Annotated in this window: 11 protein-coding genes; 5 read left to right on the plus strand and 6 right to left on the minus strand. The window is 68.0% G+C overall.

Annotated features, from left to right (window positions below; translation table 11 throughout):
• The first annotated feature begins 187 nt into the window (after positions 1–187).
• Positions 188–2,518, plus strand: a complete 2,331-nt coding sequence (locus CSW62_RS02700; protein ID WP_099575666.1) for a PAS domain S-box protein — start codon at positions 188–190, stop codon at positions 2,516–2,518.
• A gap of 128 nt (positions 2,519–2,646) precedes the next feature.
• On the opposite strand, the gene CSW62_RS02705 is transcribed toward CSW62_RS02700, so the two are convergent.
• Together CSW62_RS02705 and fdxA are read right to left on the minus strand one after the other, a co-directional pair.
• Complete coding sequence (locus CSW62_RS02705) at positions 2,647–3,153, minus strand: CarD family transcriptional regulator (protein WP_099575667.1); 507 nt, start codon at positions 3,151–3,153, stop codon at positions 2,647–2,649.
• A 447-nt stretch (positions 3,154–3,600) separates the two neighbouring features.
• A complete protein-coding gene (fdxA, locus tag CSW62_RS02710) occupies positions 3,601–3,942 on the minus strand; it encodes a ferredoxin FdxA (RefSeq protein ID WP_099575668.1) in 342 nt (113 codons plus the stop codon).
• Between the two features lie 267 nt (positions 3,943–4,209).
• On the opposite strand from fdxA, the gene CSW62_RS02715 reads away from it, so the two are divergent.
• Both CSW62_RS02715 and CSW62_RS02720 read left to right on the plus strand, forming a co-directional pair.
• Positions 4,210–6,312: a bifunctional diguanylate cyclase/phosphodiesterase gene (locus CSW62_RS02715; RefSeq protein ID WP_099575669.1), complete on the plus strand. Its 2,103-nt coding sequence runs from the start codon at positions 4,210–4,212 to the stop codon at positions 6,310–6,312.
• A 36-nt stretch (positions 6,313–6,348) separates the two neighbouring features.
• On the plus strand, positions 6,349–7,683 hold the full coding sequence (locus CSW62_RS02720; protein ID WP_099575670.1) for an ATP-binding protein: 1,335 nt from the start codon (positions 6,349–6,351) through the stop codon (positions 7,681–7,683).
• Here CSW62_RS02720 and CSW62_RS02725 read toward each other — a convergent pair.
• Positions 7,680–7,979 (minus strand): RNA-binding S4 domain-containing protein, encoded by a 300-nt coding sequence (locus CSW62_RS02725; protein ID WP_099575671.1) that lies wholly within the window; start codon positions 7,977–7,979, stop codon positions 7,680–7,682. The genes CSW62_RS02720 and CSW62_RS02725 overlap by 4 nt on opposite strands.
• Positions 7,976–10,534: a helicase-related protein gene (locus tag CSW62_RS02730; RefSeq protein WP_099575672.1), complete on the minus strand. Its 2,559-nt coding sequence runs from the start codon at positions 10,532–10,534 to the stop codon at positions 7,976–7,978. Before CSW62_RS02730 ends, CSW62_RS02725 begins: the two co-directional genes overlap by 4 nt.
• A gap of 132 nt (positions 10,535–10,666) precedes the next feature.
• Between CSW62_RS02730 and CSW62_RS02735 the strand changes: the two genes are divergently transcribed.
• Complete coding sequence (locus tag CSW62_RS02735) at positions 10,667–12,802, plus strand: hypothetical protein (RefSeq protein ID WP_099575673.1); 2,136 nt, start codon at positions 10,667–10,669, stop codon at positions 12,800–12,802.
• On the opposite strand, the gene CSW62_RS02740 is transcribed toward CSW62_RS02735, so the two are convergent.
• Positions 12,799–14,430, minus strand: a complete 1,632-nt coding sequence (locus CSW62_RS02740) for an amidohydrolase (protein WP_099575674.1) — start codon at positions 14,428–14,430, stop codon at positions 12,799–12,801. The genes CSW62_RS02735 and CSW62_RS02740 overlap by 4 nt on opposite strands.
• Positions 14,431–14,512: 82 nt before the next feature.
• On the opposite strand from CSW62_RS02740, the gene CSW62_RS02745 reads away from it, so the two are divergent.
• Positions 14,513–15,088, plus strand: a complete 576-nt coding sequence (locus CSW62_RS02745) for a methylated-DNA--[protein]-cysteine S-methyltransferase (RefSeq protein WP_099575675.1) — start codon at positions 14,513–14,515, stop codon at positions 15,086–15,088.
• Between the two features lie 169 nt (positions 15,089–15,257).
• Here CSW62_RS02745 and CSW62_RS02750 read toward each other — a convergent pair whose 3' ends face one another.
• Positions 15,258–15,752: a DUF3617 family protein gene (locus tag CSW62_RS02750; RefSeq protein WP_099582149.1), complete on the minus strand. Its 495-nt coding sequence runs from the start codon at positions 15,750–15,752 to the stop codon at positions 15,258–15,260.
• Positions 15,753–15,777: the final 25 nt, after the last annotated feature.

The raw sequence follows: 15,777 nt of genomic DNA on the forward strand, positions 1-15,777 counted from the left end.
GTCCTACGTCCCGTGATCCTTCAGCTAGCCCGCTTCGTTCGGCGGGGGCAATCAAAGTCGACTGGCTGGCGACGCGCACAGGTAGGGGTTGAGTATCGCGAAGGTATGGGGATCGTCCGGCGCGGCGCATTGTCGCAACACTCGAGTATAATTAGGTTGTTCAGTATTCGGCGGCGATGAACAGTCGATGCCGACGCCATTTCCTCAAGACATCGACGCTCTGAAGGCTAGCGAGGCCTTCTTCCGTCTCCTGGCCGAGCGCGCGGGAGACATGATCAGTCGTCACCGGCTGTCCGGGTCCGACCACTATCTGTCGCCGGCCGTGGAACGGGTGCTGGGCTGGACGCCCGAGGAAGTCATCGGGGTGGGCTTCGAGTCCCTCTATCATCCAGACGATATCGCGACAGTTCGCGGGGGCTTCAAGCGGATGATCGAGGGGGTCCCGGAATGCAGCGTCTGCTACCGAGGCCAGGCCAAGGACGGGCGCTATGTCTGGCTGGAGAGCCATCTGCGCCTGGTGCGGGACGATGACGGCTCGCCGCTGGAGGTTGTCGCCGTCACGCGCGATATCGATGCACGGGTGCGCCTGGAAGAGGAAGCGCGACAGGCCCGCGAGGCCGCGCGTGAGACCCAGCAGCGGGCGATGCTGGTCGAGCAGGTCGCCAAGGTCGCTTTCTGGCGTGTGGACCTGATCACGAACGAGGTCACCCTGTCGCCGCGCTTCCGCGAGATCTACGGCTGGTCTGAAGACGAGCCGGTTACGCTGGGCGCGGTATTGAGCCGCTTCCATCCCGCGGACCGTCCCGCCGCGCGCGCCGCCGTCGCCGAGCATCTGCGAACGGGCGCGCCGTCCCGGAACCGCATGGACCGCATCTTCCGGCTGGACGGTGAAACCCGCCACATCGTGGGCAGCTTCGAGTTCGACCTCGACGAAGAACGACGCCCGATCGCCATGTCGGGAACCACGATCGACGTCACCGACCTCGTCGTCGCCCAGGAAGCCCTGGCCAAGACCGAGTCGCGCTTCCAGGATCTGGCCAAGGCGACGCGCGATGTCGCGATCGAGGTGGACAAGCGCGGTCGGATTCAGTTTGTCAGCTCGGCCGTCGACGCCGTGCTGGGCTATGGCGAGGACGAACTGCTCGGGCGCAAGGCCGCGCAGCTGGTCCATCCGGACGATCTGCCTGGCCTGGTCGCGGGCTTTGGCGCGCTCATGGACGATCCGAAGGCTGATCCCCCCCTATTGGAGGCGCGCGCGCGGCATGCGGACGGCCGGTGGATCTGGCTGCAAGGACGTCCCGTTCTCGAGCCCGAGGCGGGCCGCATCCACGGCGTGATCCGCGACATCACCGAATACAAGCGCGCCCGCGACGAACTGGCCGCCGAGCAGGCCCGAACCGAGCAGGCTCTGGAAGCCCGCTCGACGTTCCTGGCCAACATGAGTCATGAACTGAGAACCCCGTTGACGGCGGTGATCGGGTTCGCCGCCCTCGTCGAGGGGTTCGAAGACCTGCCGGAGAAGGCGCGCGACTATGTCGGCCGCATCTCCACCGCCGGCAAGGCGCTGCTCTCGGTGATCAACGACGTGCTGGAGGTCTCGAAGCTGGAAAGCGGGCAGGTTAAGGCCGAGCTCGCGCCGTGCTCCGTGGCGCCGTTGCTCGACGACACGGTCCGCATGTTCGCCCTGCACGCGGCCGAGAAGAGCCTCAAGATCGGCGTCCGCATGATCGATCCGCCGCCGCGCGTGTTGATGGTCGACCCCGACCGGGTCCGACAGGTGCTGATCAACCTGATCGGCAACGCCATCCGCTACACGGACGCCGGATCGATCACGGTCGAGGTGATCTGGCGCGGCGAACTGGAAGAGCTGTTCGTGGCCGTGAAAGACACGGGGATCGGCATCGACGCCGCGCAACAGGAGCAGCTCTTCAAGCGCTTTTCCCAGGTCGAGGCGTCGCGCGCGCGGTCGCGGGGCGGCTCGGGCCTGGGTCTGGCGATCAGCAAGGGACTGGTCGAGGCGATGGGCGGTCGCATCGGCGCCAGCAGTCGCCCCGGCGAGGGCAGCGTCTTCTGGTTCACGATTCCGGCCTCGGCGCCGCGGCGCGAGGAGCAGGCCGGGGGCGAGCCGGAGCCTGTCTTCGAGCCGTTGCGCAGTGGGGGCCGTATTCTGCTCGCCGATGACAATGCGCTCAATCGCGAGATGACGCGGGCGATTCTGGGCGTGTTCGACGCCGAGGTCGTCGAGGCGCGGGATGGTCAGCAAGCGGTGGAGGCGGCGCGGGAACAGGCCTTCGACCTGATCCTGATGGATATCCGCATGCCGGTCCTGGATGGGGTGGACGCCACGCGCGCCATCCGGACCGAGCCCGGTCCCAACCAGATCGCGCCCATCTTGGCCTTTTCGGCGGACATGGACTTCCAGGCCTCCGACATTTTCGACGGCGTCGTGCGCAAGCCGATCACCGCCGCGCAGCTGATCCACGCCGTGGCGGGCGCGCGGCGTGTGGACGGACCCTGAAGAGAACCATATAGGCCCAGAGTATAGTGAGCGCTCCGGCTCCGAGCGCCTGAACGCGATGCGCTCCAAACAAAAACGCCCTCCGTGAGGCGGAGGGCGTCTTCGTGTTCGTCGATCGCGGAGTCTGCCTAGGCGGCCGTCTTGACCAGTGACTTGGTCAGGATGCCGATGGCGGCGTCGCGGTCGATGCGCTCGATGGCGGCGACTTCGCGGGCCATGCGGTCCAGGGCCGATTCATACAGCTGGCGTTCCGAGTAGGACTGTTCCGGCTGGTTCTCGGCGCGGTGCAGGTCGCGGACCACCTCGGCGATCGAGATCAGGTCGCCCGAATTGATCTTGGCTTCGTATTCCTGGGCGCGACGCGACCACATGGTGCGCTTCACGCGAGCGCGGCCCTTCAGGGTGGTGAGGGCTTGCGAAACGGTGCCGCCTTCCGCCAGCGGACGCAGGCCGGCCGTCTTAGCCTTCTTGGTCGGGACGCGGAGGGTCATTTTCTCGTGGTCGAAGGTGATGACGTAGACTTCGAGCGAATAACCGGCCACTTCCTGGGTCTCGACCGCCTGAATGGTGCCCACGCCGTGCGCGGGGTAAACGACGTGATCGCCGACCGAGAATTCCAGACCAGTCTTGCTCATGTTCGTCCTCATCTATGCGGGCCCGCGGGGCCCGAACGCCGTGATCTTCCCCAAGTCAAAAATGACAGGTCCTTGCTCCGCGAAATCAGGTGCGCGGGGCTAAGCCTGTCAGGATTGGGAATAGATCTCTAAGACACCTTCGCCTTCGATCGGGCGGGCCGGCTCGAATAGCGTCTCGAACCGGCTTCTTCGACAAGACGGACCGTCGCGATTAGCCGCAACCGTCACGTCGGCACCGACAATAGCATAAAATTCAGCCCTATGAAAGGGTTGCGTCCGGCAGAACCGAGCTCACCGTCAAGCTTTCGCGTCTTGGCGGGGATCAAGCTCGAGAAATCGCCGAGGCGCGCGGCAGTCGAAAGTGTAAGCGTCCAAGCTGCTCGCGCCGGAAAACGAGCCCGCTGATCCGCTTCTGATATCCCATCAGAAACGAGCAGGCTGTCGAGCTTACGAACCCTTGCCCGGCTTTTCGCTGAAGTACTTTTCGAACTTGCCGGTCTCGCGCTCGAATTCCTCGCGGTCGGCGGGCGGCTCGCCCTTGACGGTGATGTTCGGCCAGACCTTGGCGTAGTCGGAGTTGATCTTCAGCCACTTGCCGTCCGCCTCGTCCTCGGTGTCCGGCTTGATGGCGTCGATCGGGCACTCGGGCTCGCAGACGCCGCAGTCGATGCATTCGTCCGGATTGATGACGAGGAAGTTCTCGCCCTCGTAGAAGCAATCGACCGGGCACACCTCCACGCAATCCATGAACTTGCAGCGGACGCAGGCGTCGGTGACGATGTAGGTCATCGATTTACTCGAATGATGTCGGACGGAGTTCGGCGCGCGCGTTTTCGAAGCCTGGGACCCGCTTGTCAATGCGGCTTGGCCGCGCGCGCGCTCAGGAATTCTCTAGGCGTGGCCAGTGTGCGACGCCTTTCTGACTCCGCGCATTCCGCATGACGCGACAATGCGCGCGGACGGTGTGCACCGGGCGCAAACACTTTCTTATCGAACGAACACCAATATGTGGGATTGGAAACGCTCAATAAAAACAAAGTCGGAAAGCCGACATACATGAAGATTGAAGCCTTGCCCGTCCAACCGATTCCGGAAGCGGACGCCCCCACGCGCGCCCTGGCCAAGGCGCGCGCCCGCGCGTTCGGCCAGTTCGTCGGTCAGATTCCGTTCGCCGCGGCCTTGCTGGACCGCGACCTGACGCTGGTCGCCTGCAGCCGCGAATGGGCGCGGCAAGGCATAGCGCCGGGCCTGACGCTCGGAGGCGACGCCGGAGCCGGCGGGTTGGTGGCGTTCGAGGACGTCGGGTCGCTGCTGATCTGTGCGGAGGCGGGGATCGCCTTCTCGCGCTATCTGCCGACCGTCGACGCCGAGGGCGTCCAACACGTCTGGCGCACCGAGTTCAGCGCCTGCCGGGATGGTCCTCCAGGAAGCGAAGAGACCTATGCGGTGATGATCACCGCGCGCGATGTCACCGGCTATGCCGACAGCGTGCTGCGCGCCGAGCGGGACAAGCAGCGCCTGACCATGGCCCTGGAGCTCGACGACCTGCTGGTCCGCGAATACGACCTGCGCACCAAGGAGGTCTATTTCTCGGGTCACGCCCCCGAGCTGCAGAAGTACTGCACGTTCAAGGATGATCCGCTGGAGATCGTCGATCCCGAGGACCGTCAGCGCTGCGCCGACCTAGTGGCCACGCGCAAGATCGGCGAGGCGCGGGTCTTCGAGTTCAAGCTCCACCGCGACGACGGGGTCGAGACCTGGGTCCGCTCGGTCGGCAAGGTGTTCGTCGGCGCCGACGGCAAGCCGGAGAAGCTGGTCAATCTCTTCAAGGACATCACCGACCGCCGCCGCCAGACCGAGGCGATCGAGACCCTGGCGTTCAAGGATCCGCTGACGGGCCTGCCCAACCGCGCCCTGTTCCAGCACCGCTTCCAAGAGGCGGTGACGGCGTCCGAGACCTTGGGCGAGATGTTCGGCCTGATCATGATCGACGTCGATCACTTCAAGGACATCAACGACACCCTGGGTCACGACGCCGGCGACGCCTTGCTCAAGCGCTTGGCCGGCATGCTGCAGCACGCTTTCCGGGCCGGCGATACGGTGGCGCGTCTGGGCGGCGACGAGTTCGCCGTGATCCTGCGCGGCCTGCACGGCGAGGCCGACATGCTGCCGCCGATCGCCAAGCTGCAAGACCTGCTGCGCCGGCCGATCGAACACGCCGGCCGCAGCTTCACGGCCAGCGCCAGCATCGGGGCCGCCTTGCACGGCGATCCGGACGCCGATCCCTCCCACATGATCAAGAACGCCGACATCGCGCTCTATCGCGCCAAGGAAACGGGCCGCAACCGCAGCATTGTGTTCGAGCCGTCGATGCGGTCCGAGGTCGAGCAGCGGATCGAATTGCTGCGCGACGTCCGCGCGGCCCTGACCGAGAACGAGTTCACGCTCTACTACCAGCCGGTCGTCGACATCCGCGAGAACAAGGTCGCGGGCTTCGAGGCGCTGATGCGGTGGATCCATCCCGAGCAGGGCGTGCTGACCCCCGCCCGCTTCATGCCGGCGTTCGAGGATCAGGACCTGTCCTTGAAGCTGGGCGACGTCGCCTTCGAGGCCGCGCTGAAGCAGATGCGCCAGTGGCTGGACGACGGCGTCGAGTTCGGCCGCGTGGCGGTCAATATCAGCTCGGCCCAGTTCCGCTCGGGCCGCCTGGCCGAGGAGATCCAGGAGCGCCTGGCCCGCTGGAACGTGCCGTGCGACCGCCTGACCATCGAGGTCACCGAGAACGTCTATATGGGCTGGGGCTCGGACCTCGTCAGCAGCACCGTCCGGCAACTGCACGACGCCGGGGTGATGATCGCGCTGGACGACTTCGGCACCGGCTACGCCAGCCTGGCCAACCTGCGCCAGTTCCCGATCGACCGGCTGAAGATCGACAAGTCCTTCGTCCAGAACGTCGAGGACGAGGCCATCGTCAAGGCGGTCATCACGCTGGGCACGTCCATGGGCATGAAGGTGGTCGCCGAGGGTGTCGAGGACGCCGCGCAGCTGAAGGCGCTGGAGCACTACGGCTGCGACCAGGTCCAGGGCTACCACTTCGGCCGGCCGATGCCGGCGGGCGAGGTGGCGGGCTTCCTGACGGGGTTCGGGGTCAACCCTTAGTGGCCTAGGGAGCGCGGCCTCGTATAGCCTCGGGACATGACTCTGACGATGGGTAAGGCGCCGTGGCGGTCTCGCGGCTTCGTGGGGCGCTCCATCTGGGTGGTGGTCGCCGTCGTGTTGGTGCAGCTTTGCGCCAGCGTCGCCTTCTATAGCGCCATCGATCGCCAGACCCTGCGCGAGGATCACGCGCGGCGGATCGGCGAGCTGCTGGTCGTCGGTCAGCGGGTCGCCAAGCTGGGGCAGGCCGATTTCGACAAGGTGATGACCTCGCACTACATGGCGGCCGAGGTCGCCATCTTGCCGCCGGAAGGGCCGCCACTCACGCGGCTCCAGATGGCCGAGGCCGAGGCCATCGCCGACTATGTCCGCCAGTGGGAGCCGGTCCTGGCCGCACGACCGCTGCGCCTGTGGTCGGAAAGCCGGCCCGAGGGCGGTCGCGACCTGGTCGGCGTGATGGGGCTGGAGGACGGTCGGTGGCTGACCTTCCGCTCGCGCAACTTCCCCCGGCCCTGGCCGATCGCGCTGCGCGCCGTGGCCACGACCCTGGTCTTCTCCCTGGCCTGCGTGGCCCTGGGCGCCTACGCCCTGCGGCAGTTGGGCGAGCCCCTGCGCCGCCTGACCGAGGCCTCGCGCCACGTCGGCGAGAGCCCGCCGTCGCCGATCCTGGTCGAGGGGCCCAACGACATTGTCGAGCTGGGCCGTGCCTTCAACGACATGCAGCGCCGCATCGCCGGCCTGATCGAGGACCAGGCCCGGGCCATGGAGGCGCTCAGCCATGACCTGCGCACCCCGCTGGCCCGCCTGACCCTGGCGGCGGACTATATCGAGCCGGACGACATCAAGGTCCTGGTCGCCGACAATGTCGCCGAGCTGGACGCCATGCTGCGGTCGCTGTCGGACTGGCTGCGCGCCCAGCACTCGGCCAGCACCGCCGAGGTCGTCGACCTGCCGTCCCTGATCCAGGGCGTGACGGCCCGCTGGCCGGACGCCGTGCGCTACGAGGGCGGCAAGGCCCTGGAGGTGACCACCCACCGGGGGCCGCTGGAGCAGGCGCTGATCCGCCTGGTGGACAACGCCGTGCGCTTTGGTGGCCAGGCGCGCGTTCGGCTGGTGGCCGACGGTCCGGCAGGGCCGATGATCGAGGTGCTAGACCAGGGACCGGGTCTGACCGCCGACGCCATGGCGCGGATCTACGAACCGTTCTTCCGAGGCGACGCCGCCCGCGCTCGCGACACCGGGGGCTTTGGCCTGGGCATTCCCACCGCCGAGCGCCTGATCAAGCGCTTCGGCGGGCGGTTGGTGATCGGCAACCGCGAAGGCGGCGGCGTCAGCGCCCGGGTCTGGCCACCGGTGGCGGTGTCGGAGGCTTAGACCTCCACCGCTTCGTAGAGCCCGCGCGCTTCGGTCGCCGGGCCTCGGCGTTCGCCGCAGTCCAGCACCCGCACGGCGATCAGGCGGCCGCCCAGGCCGAACACCACGAGGTCGCCGGGCTTCACCGTGCGCGAGGGCTTGTCGATGCGGCTCTCGGCTCCAGCGCGGGTCAGGCGGATGCGGCCTTCGTCGACGAACTTGGCGGCCAGGGAGCGGGTCTTGAAGAAGCGGGCGCGCCACAGCCAGATATCGGCGCGCACTGAGCCTTTGGCAGAGTCGCCGTGGGTGTCGGTCATGACGCGGCTTGCTTCGGCGCGGCCGGCGTGCGTCGGCGCGGCCGCTTGCGGCGCTCGGGCGGAGGCGGCGGTTCCGTCAGCTTGGCCAGGGCCGCGAACGGCGAGTCGGGGCGCGCCTTGACGGGTGTCTGGTCCAGCTTGGCGGCGCCGCGGCGCTTCCAGACGATCGGCTGATCGGGTTTGGCGCGGATGGCGGGGGTATAGTCGAGCGCGCGCAGGACGTTGGAGGCCTGCTTGGCGGTCCAGCCCAGCTTCTCCGTCGCCGCATCGGTCAGCACCACGCCGCCGTGCTGCTGCTCGGCGCGCAGCAGGGCGTCCAGTTCCTCCAGCGCTTCCACCGGGATGGTGAAGCCTGCCACCGACCGTAGACCGCTGGCCGACAGTTCGCGGGCAGAGGGCTCGGGCGAGGGCAGGGGTTCCAGCGTCGTCAGCGCGCCGCGCCAGCCGGTCGGGTTCAAGGCGCGCGCGGCGGCGATCGCCTCGGCCTTCAGAACGGCGGGGCAATAGAGGCTGAACGCGCCGATCCGCACGCCCAGGCTCTTGAGGGTGCGGCGCTCGGCTTGGCTCAGCGCCTTCAGTTCCGGATCCACGGGGCGCTTGTCCAGCACGCCGCCGGCTTCCAGCAGGCGGTGGGCGACGCCGCGCGGCAGGCCGCGAAGCTTGCCGCCGCCCAAGGCGCGCTCCAGCTTGCGCAGCGGGGCCAGGTGCTTGTCGACCTGCGAGGCCAGGAAGGCGTCCAGCCGCCGTTCGGCCCGCTCGCGAACGGCTGCGGCGCCCAGCTCGCCCAGCAGGCGGGCGCGGGGCGACAACAGGGGCAGGCCGTGGCGCACCGCGCCGGCCGCCTCGCCGCGCCACAGGATCGCGCCGTCCGGCGTCAGGGCGAAGGCGTCGTCGGGTTCGGACGCCAGCAGGCCCAGGCGCTTGGCGATCTCGGGGCCGACCGCGCGTTGTGCGGCGTTGCGCAGGGCCTTCTCCTCCAGGGGAGAGGCGGCCTTGACCGGGGTGAAGGCGACGCCCGACAGGTGGCCGACGACATGGCCTTCGACCGTCACCTCACCGTCCTGGCCGACGCCGGCATAGAGGGTTTCCCGCTCGCCCAACTGCTTCATCAGCACGCTGGTGCGCCGGTCGATGAACCGGGCCATCAGCTTTTCGTGCAGGGTGTCGCTGATCCGGTCCTCGAGCTGGCGGGTCAGGCCCTGCCAGTGGGCGGGATTGGCCACCCAGTCGGGACGGTTGGCGATGTAGCTGAGCGTGCGCACGCCTGACAGCCGTCCGGCCAGGCTGTCGATCTCGCCGTCGACGCGGTCCAGCGCCTTGTACTGGCTGTTGATCCAGTCCTCGGGCAGGCGCTTGCGGCCGGTGGTCAGGTCGTCGAACAGGGTGCGCGCCATGCGCTGGTGATCGTCGTCGGTGGTCTTGCGGAAGTCGGGCGTCTGGCAGACGTCCCACAGCCGCAGCAGGGCCGAGCGGTCGGTCTTGCAGCGCTTGATGATGTCTTCCTGCTGGGCCAGGGCGCGCAGGGTGCGCTCGTCCAGGGCTTCCTGCGACAGCGACAGGCCATTGCGCTTGGGCGTCTCGTTCAGCGAGCGCAGCAGGCCGGGCAGAGAGCCGAAGTCCAGCCGCGCGTTGCGCCACTCGGCGGCCTGGATCGGCTCGAAGGTGTGGCTCTCGACCGCTTCAACGAGATCCTCGTCGATCTCCTCGCAGTCGCCGGTGACGCCGAAGGTGCCGTCGCGGGTGTAGCGGCCGGCCCGGCCGGCGATCTGGCCGACCTCCTGCGGATAGAGCCAGCGGGTGCGCCTGCCGTCGAACTTGCGCAGGCCCGCGAAGGCCACGTGGTCGACGTCCATGTTCAGGCCCATGCCGATGGCGTCGGTGGCCACCAGGAAGTCGACCTCGCCGGACTGATAGAGCGCGACCTGGGCGTTGCGGGTGCGGGGGCTCAAAGACCCCATGACCACGGCCGCCCCGCCCCGCTGGCGCCGGATCAGCTCGGCGATGGCGTAGACCGCGTCGGTGGAGAAGGCGACGATCGCTGTGCGCCGGGGTAGACGGGTCAGCTTCTTGGAGCCGGCGTAGGAGAGGTTGCTGAACCGCTCGCGCCCGACGATCTCGGCGTCCGGCAACAGGCGGCGGACCAGCGGGGCCATGGCGCCCGAGCCCAGGAACATGGTCTCGAACTTGCCGCGCGCATGCAGCAGGCGGTGGGTGAAGATGTGGCCGCGCTCGGGATCGGCGCACAGCTGGATCTCGTCGACGGCCAGGAACTCGACCTCGCGGGCCAGCGGCATGGCCTCGACCGTGCAGACGAAATAGACCGCCCGCGCCGGGGTGATCTTTTCCTCGCCGGTGATCAGCGCCACCGAGGCCTTGCCGCGCAGCTTGACGACCCGGTCGTAGATCTCCCGCGCCAGCAGGCGCAGCGGCAGGCCGATCATCCCCGACCCGTGGGCCAGCATCCGTTCGACGGCCAGGTGAGTCTTGCCGGTATTGGTCGGACCCAGGACCGCGGTCAGCTTCGAAGGGGCCAGTCCGGTCGAACGGTCACTCATGGGTCCAAGGTGGGGCGGGAATCGTGGGGAGGCAAGCAGCGCTGCGCGGCAAGTCTCGACACGTCCGGTGGAGATGGACAAGTCGTGCGCGCTTCGGTAGCAAAAGATCAACGTTCTCGGGGCTAGAGCGTCGTGCAGCGTTTTCTATCGGCCAGATCGACCTTGTTCGGCGGGCTCGTCCTGGCGGCGCTCGTCCTGTTCCACATCGTCATCGGCTTGCCGCTACTGAGCGCGGGCCATCCCTACTGGGTCGAGCCGCGCGGCGACATGGCCACGATGATGGCCGGCCACTACGCGATCATCGACCATCCCTGGCGCTTCCCGCTGGGGGTGACGACCGCCCTGCGCGGCGAGGCCATTCCGACCGCGATCGTCTACACCGACAGCCTGCCCTGGCTGACCGTGGCCATGAAGGCGCTGGGGTTGGGGCGGGTGCTCAATCCACTCGCGCTGTTCCTGCTGATCGCCTATGTCGCCCAGCCCCTGGCCATGGTCGCACTGCTGCGGGCGTGCGGGGTGAATCGGACCTCGTCGCTGCTGCTGGGTGGGCTATTGGCTCTGTTCTTCCCGGCCTGGCTCACCCGGCAGTTCGGCCATATCGCGCTGGGTGGCCAATGGCTGCTGATCCTTGGCTTGGCCTGGGCCGTGCTCGTCGCCCGCTTCGGCCTTACCCGACGGAGGATCGTCGAGATCTCGGCGCTGGGCCTGGTGGTCGCCGGGACCCACGCCTACCACCTTGTGCCAGTCGCAGCCTGCCTGGGCGCGGGCCTGTTGTCGGAGCTCCTGCAGAAGCGGGCCAAGGCTTGGCTCCATGCGACGATTGCCTTGGTCGCCTTCGCGGTTGGTGTCGGCTTCGCGGCCTGGGTGCTGGGCTATGGCGGCGTCGGCCAGTCCGGCGGCGGCGGGGCGCTAGGCGTCTATTCGATGAACGTGCTGGGGCCGCTCTGGCCGCAAGCCTCGACCCTGGCCGGCCAGCGGTGGGACAATGTCTGGTTCACGGGCACGCTGAACGTCCCCGGCCAGACCTTCGAGGGCTACAACTATCTCGGCGCAGGCGTGCTGCTGGTCGTTATCGCGGCCGCCGCCTGGTGCGGCCTGGGCCTAGTGCGGGGCGAGAAGCCAGGCGCTGCGGCCTGGCGGCGCTTCGGCCCCCTGGCGCTGATGCTGGTGATGATGACGCTCTACGCCATCGGACCACGCCCCTATCTCGGGCCGCTGCTGATGTTCGACATTGGCCGGCCGCAGGGCGCGTTCGGCATGGTGCTGGGGCTGTTCCGGGCGCACGGGCGGTTCTTCTGGATCGTCGGCTATGCGGTGCTCGCCTTCTCCATCGCGCGGATCGACCGCCTGGAGTCGAGCCGCCTGCGCCTTGGCCTGCTGGGCCTGGCGCTGGCGCTGCAGGTCGCCGACATGAGCCAGGTGATCCGTGGCGTACGCACGATCTACGAGCCGACTGCGCCCTACTATGACGCGGTCATCCGCACCGATCCGGCCTTTGAGGGCCGGCCCTGGCGGTTCCAGCCGGTGATCGAGTGCGTTCAGGACTTTGACGCCTGGACAATGGTGCAGATGTCCCACCAGGCCCTGCGCCGGCATGGCGTCTCCAACTCCGGTCCGGTGGCCCGCGCCCTCAAGGTCAGTTGCGACATCGAACCCGCCGCCAAGGGCGATGCCGCGCCGGGCGATCGGACGATCACCGCCGTGATCGGCGATCCGGTGCAGAAGCCGGCCCTGTTCGAGACCTTCGCCCATCGCACGGACTGCTACCGCTTCGTGCGCGGACTGCTTTGTGGGCGGGGCCTGGCGCAGGTTCCAGGCCTCGAACCCTACGCCGCCGTTTCGGCCGAGGCGCTGGCAGCCGCGCCGGTGATCTACCTGAACAAAGGCGTGAAGCCGCCGGAGCTGGGCAAGGGCTGGGGCTTGCCCGAGCAGTTCGCCATCTGGAGCGACGGCAAGGCCGCCTGGCTGACCCTGGACACGCGGGGGGCGCGCGACTTCGTGCTGTTCCTCAACGTGATCGCCATCGGGCCGTCGAAGGACGACACCCAGGCGATCGAGGTGGTGTTCGACGGCAAGGCTCAGCGCCGCACCCGGATCACCCGGGGCGTATTCTCGGTCCGGATCCGGGGCGCGACGCCGGGACAGCCGGCCAGGGTCGAACTGCGCCTGCCCGAAGCGTCTGCGCCGCCGCCGTTCCACGGGATCCCGGATCCCCGCCTGCTGGGTATCGGGGTCAACGAGATCCGCGTGGTTCCGCTGGGGCGTTAGCGCGAGAACACCACCTTGCCGTCCACCACGGTCAGCACCGGCTGGGCGGTCAGGATCTCTTTGGGCTCGATGGTCATGAAGTCCTTGTCGAAGGCGGTGAGGTCGGCCTTCTTGCCGGCCTCCAGCGTGCCCAGCTCCTTGTCGCGGAACACGGCGTAGGCGGGGGCCAGGGTCAGCATCTTCAGAGCCTCGGCGCGGGTGACGGCCTCTTCAAGATGCCAGTCGGCATTGGCGAAGCCGTCCAGGCCGTGGCGATAGACGGCGGCGTAGAACTCGATGCGCGGGTCTCCGACCTCGACCGGGGCGTCCGAGCCGGCCGCGACCACGACGCCGGCGTTCAGGAAGTCCTTCCAGCGATAGCCCTCGTGCAGGCGGGCCTGGCCCAGGCGCGCGGGAGCGAAATAGAGGTCGCCGATGGCATGGCTGGGCTGCATCGAGGCGATGACGCCCAGCTTGGCGAAGCGCGGCACGTCGGTGTCGGCGACGATCTGCGAGTGTTCGATCCGCCAGCGGGCCTTGGTGTCGCCGCCCAGGCTTTGTTCGAACCAGTCCAGGGTCATGCGGTTGCCGCGATCACCGATGGCGTGCATGGCGACCTGGGCGTTCACTGCCTTGGCCTGCTTCATCAGCGCCAGACCCTTGTCCTGCGGGGTCAGCTGCAATCCAAGCCCTTCAGCATCGCTGTAAGGCTCGAGGAGCGCCGCGCCGCGCGAGCCCAGGGCGCCGTCCATATACAGCTTGATGCCGCGCGTGCGGATAAGGCCGGTGGCGTCCGTCTGCGGGCCCTTGCTCAGCACCTCGGCCGCGCCGCTGGGGTCCATGTAGTTGTCGACGCGGATGTGGAAGGCGCCCTTGGCGGCCTCGTCGCGCAGCAAGGCCAGGTCGTCGGCCATGACGCTCATATTATCGAGGCCGGTCCAGCCGCGCGCGGCGTAGAGCGCGCCGGCCTTGCGCAGGGCCTCGCGCTTCAGGGCCTCGCTGGGTGGGGGGATGACGTCCGCGATCAGGCTCTGGGCGTGGTCGATCAGCATGCCGTCGGGCTGGCCATCGGCGCCCAGCAGGATCTTGCCGCCGGCCGGGGCGGTGGTGGTCGCGGTCACGCCGGCCTTGGCGAGGGCGGCGGTCGAGGCGACGCTGGCGTGGCCGTCCGAGCGGCCCAGCACGATGATCCGCCCAGGGGCCGCGGCGTCCAGGTCGGCCTTGGTCGGGAAGCGCTTCTCGGGCCAGTGGGTCTCGATCCAGCCCCGGCCGTAGATCGCGCCGTCCGGATGGGCGGCGGCATAGGCCTTCACCGTGGCCACCAGTTCGGCCAGCGACTTGGTCTGGTCGAGATTGAGGGTCAGCTCGCGCAGGCCGATGCCGGTCAGGTGGGCGTGGGCGTCGACAAAGCCCGGATAGGCCGCCGCGCCCTTCAGGTCGATGTCGCGAACGTCCTTGGCGGCCTTGGCCTTGGCGGCTTTCAGGTCGCCGACGAACAGGATCCTGTCGTCGCGGACCAGCACCGCCTCGGCGGTCGGTTTGGCCTCGACGCCGGTGTGGATCGGACCGCCGTGGATGAGGAGGTCGCCGGCGTTCGCGGCCGTGAACGAGGTCGCGGCGAGCAGGGCGGCGAGTAGGATCCGGCGCACGAGCGACCTCCAAAGCTAGCAAGTTTCGGAAAACGTACGGCGCGCCCCTGCCAAGTCGCAACAGGCCTGCTAGTTTTTCCTCATGAGCGCCCAGCGTTTTGTTCTGTTCGACACGATCATCGGCCGTTGCGGCGTCGCCTGGGGCGAGCGCGGCCTGATCGGCGTGCAGCTTCCGGAGATCTCGCCGGGCGCGGCCTGGGCCCGGCTGCGCAAGCGGTTCCCCGATGCGGTCGAGAGCGAGCCGACCACCGAGATCGAGGCGGTCATCGAGCGGATTCGCGAGTTGCTGGCCGGCGGGCGCGATGATCTGGCGGACATCCCGCTCGATCTGGACGGCCAGTCGACGTTCAATCTGCGGGTCTACGAGATCGCACGGGCCATCACGCCGGGGGAGACCTCGACCTATGGCGAGGTGGCCAAGGCCATGGGCGAGCCTGGCGCGGCGCGGGCCGTGGGCAAGGCGCTAGGTGAGAACCCTTGGCCAATCGTGGTGCCCTGCCATCGCGTGTTGGGCCGCTCGGGCGCCATGGGTGGTTTTTCCGCGCCGGGCGGGGCCGAGACCAAGGCCAAGCTGCTGACCATCGAGAAGGCGCGGACCGATGCAGTCCCGACGCTGTTCGACCTGGAGTTCTCGGTCGCGCCTCGGCGCGGGGCCTAATTCCTCGAAGACCCTCCGAGTACGTCTCTTAACGCGCGGTAACGCTTCTTCGAACAGGGGCGAAACGAATCATGACCGAATCGGCGACGTCGGCCAATTCGGTGTTTGTTCCCTACAAGCTATTGTAGCTTAAGGCGGATTAACCACAAATTGGTTTCCGGAGGCGGCGCTACTTCGCCGCCGTTTCGCCGGCCTTTTCCGCCATTTTTTCTTCGGGGGCGCACTCGGCCGCGACGCGCTTGGCGTTCATGCTGCCGGCCAGGTTCATGCCGCTGATGGTCTTGATGTGGATGTCCATCTTGAAGCTCTCGGGCGTGTAGCTGCCCTCGGCCGTCACCGGCGAGACGCGGTCCTTCTTGTCGGTCCATGTGCCCTTCAGCTGGATCTTGCCGTCCTTGACCACATTGGTGGTGTAGTCGCAGCGATAGCGCCGGGTGCAGATGCCGCGCGAGAACTGCTCGGCGTCGGCCGGCTTGAGGCACTTGCTCTCGCTACTGACCGGGATCACGCCGACCTTGTAGTCGTACTCCCATTGGCCGGGGAGAATCGTCGCCTTGCTCGAGGCTGAGGCCTTGGCGGCCGCTGCGCGGACCGCCGGTTGGGCCAAGGCGACGCCTCCAACCACAAGAGCCAGAAAAGAAGCGGCGAGGGCGGTCGAACGCATGCGGCGGGTCTCCTTCATACCGCTC

The organism is Caulobacter sp. FWC2 (genome assembly GCF_002742625.1).
Classification (GTDB): Bacteria; Pseudomonadota; Alphaproteobacteria; order Caulobacterales; family Caulobacteraceae; genus Caulobacter.

Excerpts from the sequence above, each read along its gene's own strand:
- CSW62_RS02705 (WP_099575667.1), bottom strand. The coding sequence starts at position 3,153 with ATGAGCAAGACTGGTCTGGAATTCTCGGTCGGCGATCACGTCGTTTAC.
- fdxA (WP_099575668.1), bottom strand. The coding sequence starts at position 3,942 with ATGACCTACATCGTCACCGACGCCTGCGTCCGCTGCAAGTTCATGGAT.
- CSW62_RS02700 (WP_099575666.1), top strand. The coding sequence starts at position 188 with ATGCCGACGCCATTTCCTCAAGACATCGACGCTCTGAAGGCTAGCGAG.
- CSW62_RS02730 (WP_099575672.1), bottom strand. The coding sequence starts at position 10,534 with ATGAGTGACCGTTCGACCGGACTGGCCCCTTCGAAGCTGACCGCGGTC.
- CSW62_RS02745 (WP_099575675.1), top strand. The coding sequence starts at position 14,513 with ATGAGCGCCCAGCGTTTTGTTCTGTTCGACACGATCATCGGCCGTTGC.
- CSW62_RS02715 (WP_099575669.1), top strand. The coding sequence starts at position 4,210 with ATGAAGATTGAAGCCTTGCCCGTCCAACCGATTCCGGAAGCGGACGCC.
- CSW62_RS02720 (WP_099575670.1), top strand. The coding sequence starts at position 6,349 with ATGACTCTGACGATGGGTAAGGCGCCGTGGCGGTCTCGCGGCTTCGTG.
- CSW62_RS02750 (WP_099582149.1), bottom strand. The coding sequence starts at position 15,752 with ATGCGTTCGACCGCCCTCGCCGCTTCTTTTCTGGCTCTTGTGGTTGGA.
- CSW62_RS02725 (WP_099575671.1), bottom strand. The coding sequence starts at position 7,979 with ATGACCGACACCCACGGCGACTCTGCCAAAGGCTCAGTGCGCGCCGAT.